The organism is Vibrio sp. 10N.237.312.B06, assembly GCF_041464685.1.
Taxonomy (GTDB): Bacteria; Pseudomonadota; Gammaproteobacteria; order Enterobacterales; family Vibrionaceae; genus Vibrio; species Vibrio tasmaniensis_A.
The window spans coordinates 1-14,734 of the sequence record NZ_JBFSPI010000111.1; the positions used below are offsets into that span (position 1 = coordinate 1).

At 44.4% G+C, this 14,734-nt stretch carries 11 protein-coding genes; 4 read left to right on the forward strand and 7 right to left on the reverse strand.

What is annotated here, in order from left to right:
* Window positions 1-48: 48 nt before the first annotated feature.
* Window positions 49-918 carry a GyrI-like domain-containing protein gene (locus AB6C75_RS21025; protein WP_009846140.1) on the reverse strand — a complete coding sequence of 290 codons (870 nt, stop codon included), beginning with the start codon at window positions 916-918 and terminating at the stop codon, window positions 49-51.
* 115 nt (window positions 919-1,033) lie between these two features.
* Between AB6C75_RS21025 and AB6C75_RS21030 the strand changes: the two genes are divergently transcribed.
* The 4 genes from AB6C75_RS21030 (at window position 1,034) to AB6C75_RS21045 (ending at window position 4,817) form a co-directional block, all read left to right on the forward strand.
* A complete protein-coding gene (locus AB6C75_RS21030; protein WP_372109074.1) occupies window positions 1,034-2,182 on the forward strand; it encodes a PLP-dependent aminotransferase family protein in 1,149 nt (382 codons plus the stop codon).
* Between the two features lie 314 nt (window positions 2,183-2,496).
* Window positions 2,497-3,486 (forward strand): rhodanese-related sulfurtransferase, encoded by a 990-nt coding sequence (locus AB6C75_RS21035; protein ID WP_372109075.1) that lies wholly within the window; start codon window positions 2,497-2,499, stop codon window positions 3,484-3,486.
* 467 nt (window positions 3,487-3,953) lie between these two features.
* Window positions 3,954-4,211 carry a YdcH family protein gene (locus AB6C75_RS21040; RefSeq protein ID WP_009846137.1) on the forward strand — a complete coding sequence of 86 codons (258 nt, stop codon included), beginning with the start codon at window positions 3,954-3,956 and terminating at the stop codon, window positions 4,209-4,211.
* Window positions 4,212-4,307: 96 nt separating this feature from the next.
* Complete coding sequence (locus tag AB6C75_RS21045; RefSeq protein WP_083994609.1) at window positions 4,308-4,817, forward strand: N-acetyltransferase; 510 nt, start codon at window positions 4,308-4,310, stop codon at window positions 4,815-4,817.
* Between the two features lie 11 nt (window positions 4,818-4,828).
* Here AB6C75_RS21045 and manA read toward each other — a convergent pair whose 3' ends face one another.
* The 6 genes from manA to AB6C75_RS21075 form a co-directional block, all read right to left on the reverse strand.
* Window positions 4,829-6,034 carry a mannose-6-phosphate isomerase, class I gene (gene manA / locus AB6C75_RS21050; protein WP_372049897.1) on the reverse strand — a complete coding sequence of 402 codons (1,206 nt, stop codon included), beginning with the start codon at window positions 6,032-6,034 and terminating at the stop codon, window positions 4,829-4,831.
* 267 nt (window positions 6,035-6,301) lie between these two features.
* Window positions 6,302-7,642, reverse strand: coding sequence for an MFS transporter (locus tag AB6C75_RS21055; protein WP_372049896.1), 1,341 nt, complete (start codon window positions 7,640-7,642; stop codon window positions 6,302-6,304).
* Window positions 7,643-7,650: 8 nt separating this feature from the next.
* Entirely contained in the window at window positions 7,651-9,147 is a 1,497-nt protein-coding gene (gene uhpB / locus AB6C75_RS21060; RefSeq protein WP_372109078.1) for a signal transduction histidine-protein kinase/phosphatase UhpB, read from the reverse strand.
* Window positions 9,147-9,755, reverse strand: coding sequence for a transcriptional regulator UhpA (uhpA, locus tag AB6C75_RS21065; protein WP_009846132.1), 609 nt, complete (start codon window positions 9,753-9,755; stop codon window positions 9,147-9,149). Before uhpA ends, uhpB begins: the two co-directional genes overlap by 1 nt.
* Window positions 9,756-9,943: 188 nt before the next feature.
* The gene (gene uhpT / locus AB6C75_RS21070) at window positions 9,944-11,338 is read right to left on the reverse strand and encodes a hexose-6-phosphate:phosphate antiporter (protein WP_009846131.1); all 1,395 of its coding nucleotides are present in this window, start codon (window positions 11,336-11,338) and stop codon (window positions 9,944-9,946) included.
* 366 nt (window positions 11,339-11,704) lie between these two features.
* On the reverse strand, window positions 11,705-14,620 hold the full coding sequence (locus AB6C75_RS21075) for an alkaline phosphatase family protein (protein WP_372109081.1): 2,916 nt from the start codon (window positions 14,618-14,620) through the stop codon (window positions 11,705-11,707).
* Window positions 14,621-14,734 lie beyond the last annotated feature (114 nt).

Below are 14,734 nucleotides of genomic sequence, written 5' to 3' on the forward strand. Positions count from 1 at the left end.
TACCGATGTATTGTTGAACGCGAAATGTACAGCAAAGATCAACACGCCCTAATAAAAACTCACAGGGAGATAGAAATCAAGCTCAAACACTTCATCACTGTTTAGAAAATGATTCTGATGATAATGCACATAAGCCGGAGTGGAACGCTGCTTGAAGCCAGACGTAGGTAGCCACTTTTCTAACACCATACTGATCTGTGGTAGCAGCTCACCATAACGGCCATTCAGTCGAAATACAGCATGTAAACCACCCGGAATCACCATCTGGTTCACGACACTGCGATACTTAATCGGTTCATCTATCGCGATACACGCTACATAGCGACACTGATCCATTTCAACCCAAGCAGGGTTTGAGTGATGCAAACCAAATTGGCTCGAAAAGTCGCGCTGTTCGGAATTCGCCCACGCTTTCAATATCAGCCACGCGTTGCGAATAGAACGGTTATAACCCGTATGTCGAACATAAGCCGCCATGCGCTCTGGTGTTTCAACGATCTTAGGTTCAGGTAACACTCGCTGCGCCACGTTCAAATAGCCCGCCGCGACTTCGGGATCTTTCAAGTAGGGTTTTTCTGCTATCTGTAAGTCGTGTTTACGCCATTCTCCGGGTGACATGTTAAAGGTCGCTTTGAATGCTCGGCTGAAAGATGACACCGAACTAAAGCCACATTTGCTAGCAATCTCTACCACTGACGACGTGGTATCGAACATCAATTGATTGGCCGCATACTCCATTCGAGTGCGTCGAATGTACTGATGTAGCGACTCCCCAACCACGCTTTTAAAGGTGCGGTGGAAGTGTTGTTCTGAATAAGCCGCAATCTCGGAGAGCGCTTTTGCCGACAAAGGCTGACTGATGTCTTGATGAATATGGAACAGAACATCATTGATTCGGGATAAGTGTTGTCGTGACATCGTTTAAATAGCATAAATGGACATGTTTAAGAGCATAAACGGACACGCTAGTTTTTACAATTGCCGTGTAATATCAAGCGATAGAATAAAAACGAAAAACGACGAGACACAACACATGGAAATCGCACAGTCATTACAACAGATTCAATCTTCATACATTCGAGAGATCCTCGCAGCCGCAAGCGATCCAAATGTCATCTCATTGGCCGGTGGTTTACCGGACGAGAAAACATTCCCTATCGATTTAATGAAGCCAACGCTAGAAAACTTAGCGAACATGCCTGAAGTTTTCCAATACGGTTCTACTGCGGGTTACGGCCCGTTGCTTGATCACCTTACGCAAAGCTACCAATTGCCAGAGACTCACACAGCAATGATCTGTACCGGTTCTCAGCAAGGTTTGGATTTGATTGCACGAGCGTATGTTGATCCGAATGATGTGGTTGTGATGGAAGCGCCAAGCTACTTGGGTGCGATGCAAGTGTTTGGTCTAGTTCAAGCGAACATTGTGACTGTGTCTCAAACAGAATTTGGTCCAAATCTAGACGAACTAGAAACGTGCTTTGCAGAGCAATCACCGAAAATGTTCTACGCCGTGCCTGATTTTCACAACCCAACAGGTGTGTGCTGGACAACAGAAACTCGTCAAAAAGTGGCTGAGCTGTGTATCAAATACAATGTGGCATTCATTGAAGATGCGCCTTACCGCGAGCTACGCTTTACAGGCACTGAGCTGCCAATGGTTTCTTCGTTCTGCCCTGACAACTCTATCGTTCTTCGTTCATTCTCTAAAATTGCATCGCCAGGTTTACGTATTGGCGCGGTAACAGGTAAACGCAGCTACCTTGAGCCACTGATCAAAGTGAAGCAAGGTGCTGACTTACACTCAAGTGTACCTATGCAAGCGCTGCTTGTTGGTCTTCTAAAACATGAAGATTTCAACCTGCACATGGAAAACATTCGTACCCTTTACAAGTCTCGTTATGAAGTGCTGTTTTCAGAGCTAGAAAAACAGTTGCCTACTGACTGTGTATTAAAATCCGTTGATGGCGGAATGTTCATTTGGGTTGAAATCCCAGAGTGCGACACCTTCGAATTGGCTAAAACTCTATTATCGAATGGTGTGGCTGTTGTACCAAGCCCAGTATTCTATCCAAAGGCCGATGAAGCAAAAGCCGCACTGCGCTTAAACTTCACCAACGCCAATCCAGAAGAATTGACGGAAGCGGTCAAACGCTTAGCTGAAGTACTTAACCAAGCGTAATCACCGATTAAGTAAAACGGACTAGATACCAAGGCCCTGCTGTATTTTTACAGCAGGGCCTTTTTGGTTTAGGAATACGTGTTGTAATTCGAACCAGATAAAACGATTTCATTGCATTTCTTAGTCCATAAACCATACAAATTGAAATGATAAATAGCCCTACTTTTGGTTGGTTTTTGTCCTTCCTTGGCTTGGTTATACTGCGGCGGATTTTAATAAGCCAATATGGACAAACCTGAGTAAATCAAACTCAGTATGTATCATAAAAGGCAACCGCTCTGGATTTACGTTCCAGCTCGCAGAAAGGAAAAACCATGTCTCAATATGTTGTATGTGCTCTGTATAAATTCGTAGCACTTGATGATTACCAAGAAATTCGCCAGCCATTAACCGAAGTGTTAGAAGCCAACCAAATCCGCGGTACTTTGCTACTTGCAAGTGAAGGCATCAACGGCACTGTTGCAGGTAAGCGCGAATCTATCGACGCCCTTCTTCAATGGTTCAAACAAGATTCTCGTTTGGCTGATGTTGTTTACAAAGAGTCGTTCAACGAAGAACAACCATTCAACCGCACCAAGGTTAAGCTTAAGAAAGAGATTGTAACCATGGGCGTTGAGGGTATCGACCCACGCCACGTTGTCGGCACTTACGTGAAACCAAACGAGTGGAACGCTCTGATTTCTGATCCTGATGTGATTCTGGTTGATACTCGTAACGACTACGAAGTCGATATCGGTACATTCAAAAATGCTGTAAACCCAAACACTGAAACCTTCCGTGAATTCCCTCAATACGTTGAAGACAACCTTGATCCTAAGAAGCACAAGAAAGTCGCGATGTTCTGTACTGGTGGTATTCGTTGTGAAAAATCAACAGCCTACATGAAAGAGCAAGGCTTTGATGAGGTTTACCACCTTGAAGGCGGCATTCTTAAGTACCTAGAAGAAGTACCAGAAGAAGAGAGCATGTGGGAAGGCGACTGCTACGTATTTGATGGTCGTGTTGCAGTTAACCACCAGCTAGAGAAGAGCGGTTACGATGTGTGTAACGCATGTCGTTTGCCAATCACAGACGAAGACAAAGCGTCTGAGCACTTTGAGAAAGGCGTAAGCTGCCCTAAGTGTGTTGATAAGCACAGCGACGAGCAGAAAGCGCGTTTCCGCGAACGTGAAAAACAAGTTCAATTGTCGAATGCTCGTGGCGAAACCCACGTAGGCGGCGATGCTGCTCACCTTATCGATCAACGTAAGAAAGAGAAGCTTGCACACAAAGAGCAGCAACGCTCTGGCAAGAAAGCGAAGTAAACGCTCTGCTTTAAACTCTTAGGATTCTAAACATATAACTATAAATAGTTAGCTATATACATACAAAAGGGCGCAAGTTCGAAGATGATTCCTCGAGTTTGTGCCCTTTTTTGATCGCTTTACGGCTTTGTGTTTTGAACCACATTTCTTTCGATAAATTGCTTCTATACTGTCAGGGCGTGTTGACCTTCCGCGGTTGGATTTTGTTCGAGATAAAAGCGTTTTAATCGCGGCGAGGGAGAAGTAGCCTAGTCATTCTAAGCAAATCTCCCTTAACAAAGAGTAAAACGCTTTTAGCCGAACCCTTCGGGCAGCGTTTGCTGGTTATTTCTACTACGTTATCGGCCTCTCATGTAGGCTAGCTACACATCAAAGCCTCTGCCTTGTAGAAATACCCAGCAATTCGCCGCAAAAACAAGCTCGAAAGATCAACACGCCCTAAAAATCCGACTAGAGAGGAAGTGCCAATGCTCAATGAAAACCATGCCTTTATCTTAGATTTCCCAGATCTTAAATTAGACATTGTTCAGCTCAACCACGACGACGAAAAATTCAAAGCAGACATGCAAAAATACCACCAACTCGACTACGACATCCGTCAGCTAGAAATCTCTGGCAGCCCTATCGATGACGACAGCATGCACAACCTCAAAGTAGAACGCATGGAGCTAAAAGACTCGCTACACAAACAGCTCACGCGCCATCACGCGCTTAAGATCGTATAGAAAAATCAATCCGATACTTTATTCTAAGCCATGCACTACGCATGGCTTTTTGGTTTCATAACAGCGCAAATCTAAGCTAATTCGGCTTCTTCAATTATGTTACTGTTTGCTTATTCGAAAGCGTTTGATAAGGAAGTGAGCAGAGTGACAATAGAAGAAGAGAACATACAATTCCAGCTCGTTTCAAATCTCGAATTCGAAGAACTGTTTGCGTGTGTTAAGCAAGGGCTTTTCATACACGTTGATAGCGTTTTCGGATGGGATGACGACTTCCAACGTCAACGACTTTTAAACGAGTACAATCCCTCTTGGTTTCATTGGGTATACCTAGGAAAACAAAGGGTTGGACTTGTGTGTTTTAAGCCTTATGACAACGCATACCATGTTCACCTTCTGATCATTTCCCATCAATACCAAGATCAGTCTATTGGTAAAAAAGTCATGTCACGCATCCACGAAAAAGCCCATCAAGAGCAACGAAACCAAGTCACTCTGTCGAGCTTTAGAAGTAACACCCGCGCCATCAGTTTTTATCAGGCGCTTGACTACCAAATTGTTGATGATAGTGATACTAATTTCGTGGGGATGACTCTCTATTTAAACTAGAAGCGACTTCGCTAATTAAACGCTCTCGCCACTCGCCCTTTGCTGCTCAATTCGTAATGGCCAATATAAGCTGGGATAAATACCGATTGCCCTTTGGTGAGGGTTAAGTGCTCGCCTTTCTGACTCATTAGCACTAGGTCATCATCTATTGCCATTAAAATTTCAGCGCCACTTGTGATAACTTCTTCTTGATGAGGACGATGAAAGATATTGAAATTGAAGTCACTGACCGGGATATCATAACAATCACATTTACCCAGTTTTGATGGCTCTAACAACAAGCCTTCGAACGGAATTGGCGTGAATTTTGTGCAGGCGACTAACTCAGCGACATCAATGTGTTTTGGCGTTAAACCTGCTCGTAGCACGTTGTCTGAATTTGCCATAATCTCAAGCCCGGTACCTTTAATGTAAGCGTGCGGAGTGTTCGCATTCAAATACATCGCTTCACCTGGCTTTAGTGTGATCAAGTTAAGCAGCAGAACACAAAACAGACCGATATCGTTCGGGTACTGATGGCTAAGTTCAATGATCAATGCAAATTCTGTTTGATCTTGGTGAGCCTCTGCGTAAGTCAGAAGTTGCTCTAGTGCTTGATGTTTACATTGGTCATTAAGCGTTAATAGATCACGGAAAAACGCTTCTAAACCTAGAGAGTCAAGGTGGGTCCCAAACTCTTCAATCAAGCCAGCGAGCACGCTAGAGTCTAATCTTCTGAACAAACCTAATATTTCGTTAAATTCTCGAAAGCCATTCATCGCTTGGTATTCAGTGATCGCGTAAACCAATTCAGGTTTATGGTTAGAGTCTTTGTAATTACGATGCCCTGCAGTCAGAGGGATTCCTGCTTGCTCCTCTCTCGCAAAGCCTAACTCGGCTTGGTGCTTGTTTGGGTGGACCTGGACCGATAGCGCTTTTTCCGCTGCCAAGATCTTAAACAAGAACGGCAGTTCACCGAACTCCTGCGCAATATCAGTAGATAAATAAGCGGGTTTATTCTTGTTAATCAGCTCAGAGAGAGGCACCAAATGTTGGTCAAGCTTAACCATTGAGCAACCTTTTGGATGCGCTCCCATCCAAACTTCCGCTTGCGGCTCTTGTGACTCATTCTTAAAGCCAAACAGTTCACGTATCGAAGAAATACTCCCCCATGCATAATTTTGGATGGTGTTTTCCATTGGGAAAAATGAGTATTCTGAGAAGTGGCTGAGTGACATGGCGTTTTCCGTAGTGAGCCCTTTGAACACAATTCAGAGAGCTAATTTCTAATAACGTAAATAATTAGAAAGACTACAGAGAGCAGCTAGAACCCACATGAGATGAGGTCTTAGACGCAATAGGAAAAATTCTTAGAAACAGGTGAGAACCATGAAAAGCGTGAAAAGAGTCACATTTGAATGCTACGTATAAAAAATGCTGAAGATAGGGCAGCTGCATAATAACCAGAGGACCATTAGCAGCTATCTTATTTACGAAGAAATCCCTTAAAAGCCAGAGCGAACCTCTGCACTTTTCTGAGGCGATTGGGCTTGTAGGAAAGGCAGTAGCAGCAAGCCAATAACGGCCGCACAAGTCGAGATGGTAATGAAGAACCCACTCCAACCATAAGTTTCTAGAACGAGCGCTAATGGGTAGCCAGAAAGTGCTGCACCCATATAGGCAAATAAGCCAACAAAGCCTGTCGCAGCTCCTGCGGAGTCTTTATGTGAGCATTCCGCGGCAGCCATACCTATTAGCATTTGAGGGCCAAACACAAAAAAGCCTACACAAAACAGCCCAGCCGCTTGAAACACAAAGTTGGTTAGAGGCATAAGCCATAAAGCGGATACCGAGAGGAAGATACCAATCGCGAACAGGATATTCATGGGACCACGGTTACCACCAAACAGCCTATCCGATCCCCATCCAGCAACAAGTGAACCAACGAAACCGCCAATCTCAAACAGAGACAACGCAGCGTTGGCGTTTATCAAACTATAATCGTGCTCTTCGGTGAGATATAAATTGCCCCAGTCGTTAACTGCCGTTCTTACGATGTAAACCAACACATAGCTAAAGGCGAGCAGCCAAATGTACTTATTGCTGAACACATAGGCTTTCAGGATCTCTCGATAGCTTAACCCTTGCCCATGGCTCTCTTGCGCCAATTCTAGATGGTCATTGCGCCACTTCCCTACCGTCGGAAGCCCCATGGTCGTGGGCTTATCACGTAAGCGCAAACAGACGATAAGACCAATAAAAACACCAATCACACCCGGCCATATAAACCCAGATCGCCAACTGTATTGGAGAGTTAGATAGCCGACGAGAATAGGAATCAATGCCCCACCAACGTTGTGTGCTGTATTCCATATAGCCCAGCGAAAGCCTCTTTCGGAGCGAGAATACCAGGTCGTCAATAACTTGGAACACGATGGCCAGCCCCAGCCTTGGAACCATGCATTAAGCACCCAAAGCGATATAAAAGCCGCCAACGAACTAGAAAAACCAAACGCGATATTGATCAAGCCTGTCGCGATTAGGCCGAGCCCCATGAAGTAACGCGGGTTCGACCGATCCGATATGGTGCCTGAAATAAACTTAGATAAGCCGTAAGAAAGATAAAAGAGCGTGCCAATCAAGCCGATATCGCCTTTGTCTAAGCCAAGATCGGTGATCATGGCTGGCGCGGCATAATTAAAGGTTTTACGAGTGAAGTAAAAACCTGCATAGCCGACATACATTCCTATCATGATGTGAAGACGCCAATAACGATAACGCTGATTGACCTCATCATCGCTTAGAGTATGACTTTTTGACGTTGTTGAGCGCAGAAATCCAAACATATTCGTTCTCACACTTTAGGTAATGTAACGCTGATATTAGTACCCGAAGAAGAGTCATTAGCGTTGATTGCCATCTTGCCACCGAGCGCCTGAACACGCTCTTGCATACCACGAACACCCATTCCTTTGAGAAGATCCTGCGCTGTAAAACCAACACCATTGTCTGTAATTCGAAGATAAGCTTGATCATCTAGAATCAGTTCTATTCTAATTTCACTTGCTTCAGCATATTTGTGGGCATTGTTTAAAGACTCTTGGCACAGTCGGAAGAGAGTAACCTTGAGCGTGTCACTCAAACATGAGTAGTCACCGTGCCAATTTAGCTGGATATCAACGCCGTGATCTGAAAACTCCATTTCCCGTATGAGCTGTTCAACGGAGTCCTTCAGGTCAAGGTCGTCCAACATTTTTGGTCTTAGCTTTGTTAGCAAACGCTTGGTGGTGTCATAAACATTCAACGACAATGATTCAATCGTACCAGCACAGCGAACGCTCATTTCAGCCGCATCGACACGTTTGATAATGCTCGCTTGAGTCCGAATTGCCGTGATGTTCTGGCCTATCTCATCATGTAACTCACGGGCAATATCACGACGAACCGATTCTTCAGCCGTGATTAGCTGACGGGAAAGGTTTTGATTCCTAGAGAGCTCACTGCGTAATTTCGAGTTGAGATCTTTTTGTTTTTGAACAGCTAAACCAAGCAAAATACCTGTGATGGTCTGAGCGGAAAGAGACAAGAGTAAATCAGTAATTTCGAGTTTGGACGTGCCACTGTGGGCTGCAATCAACGCGACGCTATTTAGCAGGGTAGCGAGCAAGGCGCCTTGCCATCCATAACGAACGGCGAGCAAGATAATAGGGATAGCCATACAGAACGGGGCGAAGCGCCTTAGCTCATCTGGCAAACTGGTTTGTATCAAAATACTGACGACCAACAAGAGGCTGTATAAAGCGATGTGACGGATTTTGAACTCAATGACATTGTTGATTAAGTAAGAGCTCAGTGGCGCCCACTTATTTTGGAATAGGTAATTCCATACCAGATAACACATCGGCACTAACATCAAACCACCTGTGGTGCTCACCAACCACACCATGTAAACAGCCGGAACATGAGAACTGACCGCGGCAACATTGATGAGTGCTGTGACCATGATTAAGCTCGCCATCACCAACAAGTGACGATTCAGGTCACCAGAATAATAACGTTTGGCAATTAGAGTGGCTGGAATACTTAGTCCACTGGCGATTAGTATCGTCAGCCATTGAGGTTCATCAAGTAGGAGAGCTAGGGCAATCGCGAGCCCCCACTCTGCAATATAGATAGCAGGCCAATAGTGAGTGCGAGTGTGCAGCGTCATTCCTAACCGGAGTGAGAATGGGAAAAGCAGAATGGCTAACTCAGGGTCATTAATGAAATAGAAGGCAATAACCCATAAACAGAACCATGCACAGACAGCCATAAAAACCCCGCATAAGGAGGTGGCTAGATAAGAACGCATTAGTACTGGTCTTGAGCGAACAATTTAGCTAACTCAACGTTGTTCTTAACATTGAGTTTGTCCATGGCATTGGCACGGTGCACATGTACCGTTTTATGGCTAACCCCTAACTCGACAGCAATAGATTTCACGTCGAGCCCTGTCGCCAATAACTGGCACACTTCGCTTTCCCTGCGGGTGAGCTGATTTAACGAGGCTTTATTCTTCATTGGTGTCGCAAGTTTTATGGCGATATCTGGCGTAAGGTAGCAGCCGCCATTTGCGCTCGTGTGTACGGCCTGAATTAACTCATCAGGGCTACAGCGTTTACTGAGATAACCTTTAGCTCCTAACTCTAATGACTTTTCAACCATCGCCGGAGAGTCATGTACGCTCAACATAATACTAGCAATGCCAGATGGAATCTCTTCCAATAAGCTCAGGCCACTTTCATCTTGCATTGAAATATCCAAGATAACGACATCAGGGTGACAACTTGGCAGTCCGAGGCGCGCTTCTGCCGCAGAGTTAAACTCCCCCACGACCGTTATATCAGTTTCAAGACTGAGTAATTGAGCGAAGCCAGATCGAACAATGACGTGGTCATCAACAAGCGCAACATTAATCATGATATTAACCAAAATTAAGAGTGAGAAAGAAAAATAGCCCCAACAGGAGCTATCTAAAATTAAGTTTATTGGTAGAGATGATACTGAATCGAACTAACGATTGGTATGATCTCACGTGCTTTAAACCAATAAAGCACGTGAAACTATCTACCCGAAACTCTCTTTGCGAGAACAAGTACTCAGACAAGCTACGCGTTTTGAGCCGCTAGGTGCATCTTCTTCGCGTGACGAATCTTCTTCTCTTCCGCAATAGCAACGAACAACAGTAAAACAATACAAATGGCAGCAGAAGTATCGAGTGCTGCAAATGTCCCTTTCCAACCTGTTAAGCCGAAAATAGGCGTTCCGTCTGCAATCATGCCTAGGCCAAGTTTGGCAAAACTGTCACCAATTAGGTAAGCAAATGTGCCTTTCACGCCATCAGCCACACTGATTGCTTTCTTAGGAACAAAACCTACCGCAGCAACACCAATCAACAGTTGAGGACCGAATACTAGGAAGCCAAGTACGAATAGTGATGCTAGGTACATGAACTCGCTCGTTGCATGCTGATAAAACTCTAGAGATACAATAATCAGTCCAAGCGATACACAAGCAACTAAAGCACGACGTCCGTTAGCAAGGTCTGATAAATAACCCCACATTAATGTACCGACCAGAGCGCCAACTTCAAACAGAGTAAAGCCTGAAATAGCCGTTTCTTTTGATAGACCTAACTCTTGATACGCATAAACTGTAGACCATTGATCGATACCGATACGAACAATGTACAAAAAGATATTCGCGAAGCAGAGTAACCAGATCACTTTGTTTTTAAGGATATATTCAACAAAGATCTCTTTCTTAGTCATTTGATTTTCTTCAGCAATAGTATCTTCTTCGCTGATTTCTTCGTCAAACAACTCTTCAACTGTACCTAAACCGTATGCTTCTGGAGAGTCGTTACCAAAACGCATCCCAATAAAACCAACCACAATCGCGATGATCGATGGGAACACGAACATACCAATTACGTTGCCATCAAAAAAGTAGTTAGCGCCAAACAGCGCTACACCAGCAGCACCTGCACCACCTACGTTGTGTGACATGTTCCAAAGACCTAAATACGACCCACGCTTATTACGAGGCGTCCATTTAGTAATAGTCGAATAACTTGAAGGACCACCGGTACTTTGAAAGAAACCACTCAATGCGTAGAAGGCAACCATCATGAATAAGCTAGCGCTGCCTCCACCCAAGCTGAAGCTAAAGCCCAACATGGCAAGGCCAGATAGGATAAGCATGAATGGCAGGAACTGCTTGGTGTTTTTGCCATCCGCGTAGTAGGAAACAACCGTTTTACCAATACCATAAGTAATTGAAAAGCCAAGACCAATAAGACCTAGATCGGTCATTGATAATCCATAAGTAGAAATCATGTCGTTTTGCGCGACATTGAAGTTCTTACGGATTAAATACATGGTCAAATAGCCAATGAATACGACTAGGTACGATTGTAGGAATGGTTTAAACCACATTTTTCTTCTAGTTTCGACCGGAAGATCCAGCGTCGGTTTTCTAACCTGATCTAGGAACTTTAACATTGTGAACTCTCTTATTATTGATGAGGTCTGCACGGAACATTACTGACCATGCACTCTTTGCAATTCGATGATGAAATAATAAGGAGTCTAAAAAGCGACCGCATGAGAGAGGGTCTTAGAATAACTAGGAAAAATTCTTAGTTCAGAATTGGGAGTCAAGAAAGCGTGAACAGCATCACTTTATTTAAAATGTGTTATGCCGTGAAGAGGTATTGGAAAGGTGTCGTTAGTTAAGATATTTAGTAGGTGCCCCAAGCAAACTAAACATCGATTGTATTGAGCAGTTTATTGAAGTCTAAAGTGGCTAATAAAAGCCACATTAGATTCGCTTTACGGTATCGTAACCTAAACGATAGATAATAGAGTTTAATTATTCTTAGACACATCCAACTTATTCAGCAACGACGGAAAGCCCCAACCGTTCTCGCCTTCGACCACAGGTTCTCCGGTCAAATACTCAAACAGCGTTGGAGCCAAAGAGCCATTAGCTTCGATTTTCAATTGCTGAGAGTTATCGCCAATTGGCGCTCCCCAGAATCCGATGAAGGCATCTTTCTCTAAGTAATCCTCACCAGCATGACGCCCTGGTACCTTGGTGTTGTAACCAATTCCCGCTTTAGGGAACAAGTTAACCGTGCCAGCCCTATCTTCAAGGTAGATATTAGCCAGTTGATTTACTGAATCTGGTCGAGGTGTTGGTTGCGTCAATGAAGTCCATTCAGCACTGCTACACCAGGTTGTCACATCCGCCTTAACCGCTCGGTTAATACATTTTTCTACCAATTGAGAATACTGTGCAAAATCAGCTTCGCTTGGTGATGCTAGGTATGGATTTAACCTTTGCGTATTGAGCAAAATTGGCGCTCGGTTGTCTTCCAATGACTCATAGAAAAGCTTGTCACCTTCACGTGTGATCAATTCATCGACCCGTTTTAAATCACGATTGCCAATCACACGAACAGCGCAGCGTTGTTGATCACATGTGCTTTCTCTTACGACCATATAATCAAGACTTTCAGGCAAGCGTTGCGCTATCTGATTAATGATATCGATATTCTGACCAGCTGGCGCTGCAATCGGAGACCACTGCGTGAGTTCTTGGTAAACCGGCTGAACCTGCCACCCTTGAGCCGAATTAAAGAAGTCCATCATGAAGTTACCACCAGCAGTCGAGGCGACCACCACATCCAATTCCTTCGAGCTTGGGTAGCTTAGAGCATTGGTAATCTTAGGCCCTTCCCCCTCGTCCGAAGATATCTTCTTAACCACAATTGGATAATCTAGCTCTGCTTGTAAGCCTTCAAATACCTGCTTTTCGGGATTGAGTGCGTAGAACACCGGCGTTAAACCATGATCCCCTGCCATGCCCCATAGCGTTTTATCGTAAACGCCGGCACTGCGGTAGGTCGCTTCAATCTGGCGAATCCAATAGTCCAGTCGGTTAAGCTCTCCAGTCGGCATCAGAATTTCGTCACTAAAAGGACCGGTAAAGTGCGCGAAGTGATCCGGCCATGGGTTATAAACCAAGGTGTAGTCTGGCATCCCTTTTCCATCTAACTCGGCAAACTGAGTGATAGACTGTTTAACCAGAGCTCTCTTTGAAAACTTAGTGAAAAAATCAAAGCCAGATATAGACTGATACGCTTCAATATCTTCAATCAAGGCTTGACGCTTTTCTTGCAAAACCACTTCGACTTCTGAACGTTCTTGAAGCTCTTTCACGCAACGTTTCTCACCATAATCACGCAGTGACTCACCCAAACCTAGGTTTACTAACCCATCGTAAGTGGTGTGAGCATTCCAATCATATTGAGCGTTACAGTTCAGCGTTTTAAGGTAATCAAGGCGATCAAACATGGTTTGAACCTTGTTGTCTGCCATCAACACATCTAACTGCAGGGCATCATTACCAAAGAAGTAATACGCTCGGTCGATCTCTCGGTCGACAAAGTGGAAATTAGGGATGCCAGTGCCACCTTGCCCCGACACTTTTGCGCCCGTTTTAATGATAGGTAGGTTACGTACGCTGATTGTGGGAGTTGAAGAGATACCCACTCGGCTAATATTGCCTCGATGCTCTTGATAGAGATTTTTGAAGAACGGAAGGTAATTCGGATCACGGTAGGTTTGTTCTGATAGAACTTCCATGAACCGAACCTGCTGTTGATGCTCAGGCTCAATCACCGTTTCTAGCTGAGGTTTGTATTGCGCTCGGTTTTTATGATTTTGGTAAGCCACTGAGATGAAAGGCGCATTCTCATCGACCAACCCCTCGAGCAATCCTTGCTGTAAACCATCGACGGTCACTTGGACCGCAAAACGTTTTTGCTGTTGGGATTCTAAGAATTGAATGAGCGCATCAGGCTGGTCACTGAACGCTTGTTGCATCCAATCATCGAGCGCTTCTGCACGCTCTTCTTTAAACACAAATTGTCGATAAGCTTTAAGCAAGTTTAAGCGCACAAAATCAATGAGAGTGATGGTAAGAGCTTGTGCTTTGTTATTCGGTTTATCAGCGTTTTCTGGTTTGCCATCTTCTGCAATCGCCAGCATAGCAGACTTCATGTCACCTTCATCCATGCCCAATGCCGCTTTACCGATCAAATCAACGATGATCGGTTGAATCTGAGCGATGATCGCTAGATCTTCAGGGCTATTGGTTAAGTATGTGTAATTCGCAGGGAGCGTGTCCATATCCTGCCAAACACCAATTTCGAATAACGCATCGTAGATAACCACCATGTTGGCAATGAACTGTTCATCGATACGAATACCTTCATGATGCCCCGTTGCTTCAGTCGAGGTATCTGGCTCGTGATGCTCTGAGGTTGGCTTATCTCCAACATGATAAAGGCTATGTTCAAAGCCCTTTAGCGCCTGCTTATCATAAACCGTCGACAAGTAAGATTTGAACACATCTTCACTGCCCAAGCCTGAATAGCGGTCGTAATAACTATAGAGAAAATAACCCAAAGGAATTGAGTACGTCGGGTTAGATAACTGAGCAACGACTCTGGCTTTGGTTTTGACATCTAAAGGGAGAGCGAGAATATACGCATCTAATGTAACGCCACCAATGGTGAAAAGAGCTGCATCACGAGTGAGTTTGGCAGAATAACTTAGGCTTGAAAGCACCTGATTTTTCAACACTTCACTGGAGCTAAACACGCCACCAATGACGGGCGTTGTTGATATATCAGCGGCACTCGGAGCTGATGCAAGCGCCAACGATAAGGCACTGAATAAACTGGCGTAACTGCGAACGTGAGAATAAGAGCTCATCAAATTTCCTTTAGATCAACACACTTCTATAAATGCAGCGTATTGTTTCAGTTTGCATTTATTAGGGCGTGTTGATCTTTCGTGAGTGTTTTTTGAACAGCATGGTAAAGAGTT

Excerpts from the sequence above, each read along its gene's own strand:
- AB6C75_RS21025 (WP_009846140.1), bottom strand. The coding sequence starts at position 918 with ATGTCACGACAACACTTATCCCGAATCAATGATGTTCTGTTCCATATT.
- AB6C75_RS21030 (WP_372109074.1), top strand. The coding sequence starts at position 1,034 with ATGGAAATCGCACAGTCATTACAACAGATTCAATCTTCATACATTCGA.
- AB6C75_RS21035 (WP_372109075.1), top strand. The coding sequence starts at position 2,497 with ATGTCTCAATATGTTGTATGTGCTCTGTATAAATTCGTAGCACTTGAT.
- AB6C75_RS21040 (WP_009846137.1), top strand. The coding sequence starts at position 3,954 with ATGCTCAATGAAAACCATGCCTTTATCTTAGATTTCCCAGATCTTAAA.
- AB6C75_RS21045 (WP_083994609.1), top strand. The coding sequence starts at position 4,308 with ATGTTACTGTTTGCTTATTCGAAAGCGTTTGATAAGGAAGTGAGCAGA.
- manA (WP_372049897.1), bottom strand. The coding sequence starts at position 6,034 with ATGTCACTCAGCCACTTCTCAGAATACTCATTTTTCCCAATGGAAAAC.
- AB6C75_RS21055 (WP_372049896.1), bottom strand. The coding sequence starts at position 7,642 with ATGTTTGGATTTCTGCGCTCAACAACGTCAAAAAGTCATACTCTAAGC.
- uhpB (WP_372109078.1), bottom strand. The coding sequence starts at position 9,147 with ATGCGTTCTTATCTAGCCACCTCCTTATGCGGGGTTTTTATGGCTGTC.
- uhpA (WP_009846132.1), bottom strand. The coding sequence starts at position 9,755 with ATGATTAATGTTGCGCTTGTTGATGACCACGTCATTGTTCGATCTGGC.
- uhpT (WP_009846131.1), bottom strand. The coding sequence starts at position 11,338 with ATGTTAAAGTTCCTAGATCAGGTTAGAAAACCGACGCTGGATCTTCCG.
- AB6C75_RS21075 (WP_372109081.1), bottom strand. The coding sequence starts at position 14,620 with ATGAGCTCTTATTCTCACGTTCGCAGTTACGCCAGTTTATTCAGTGCC.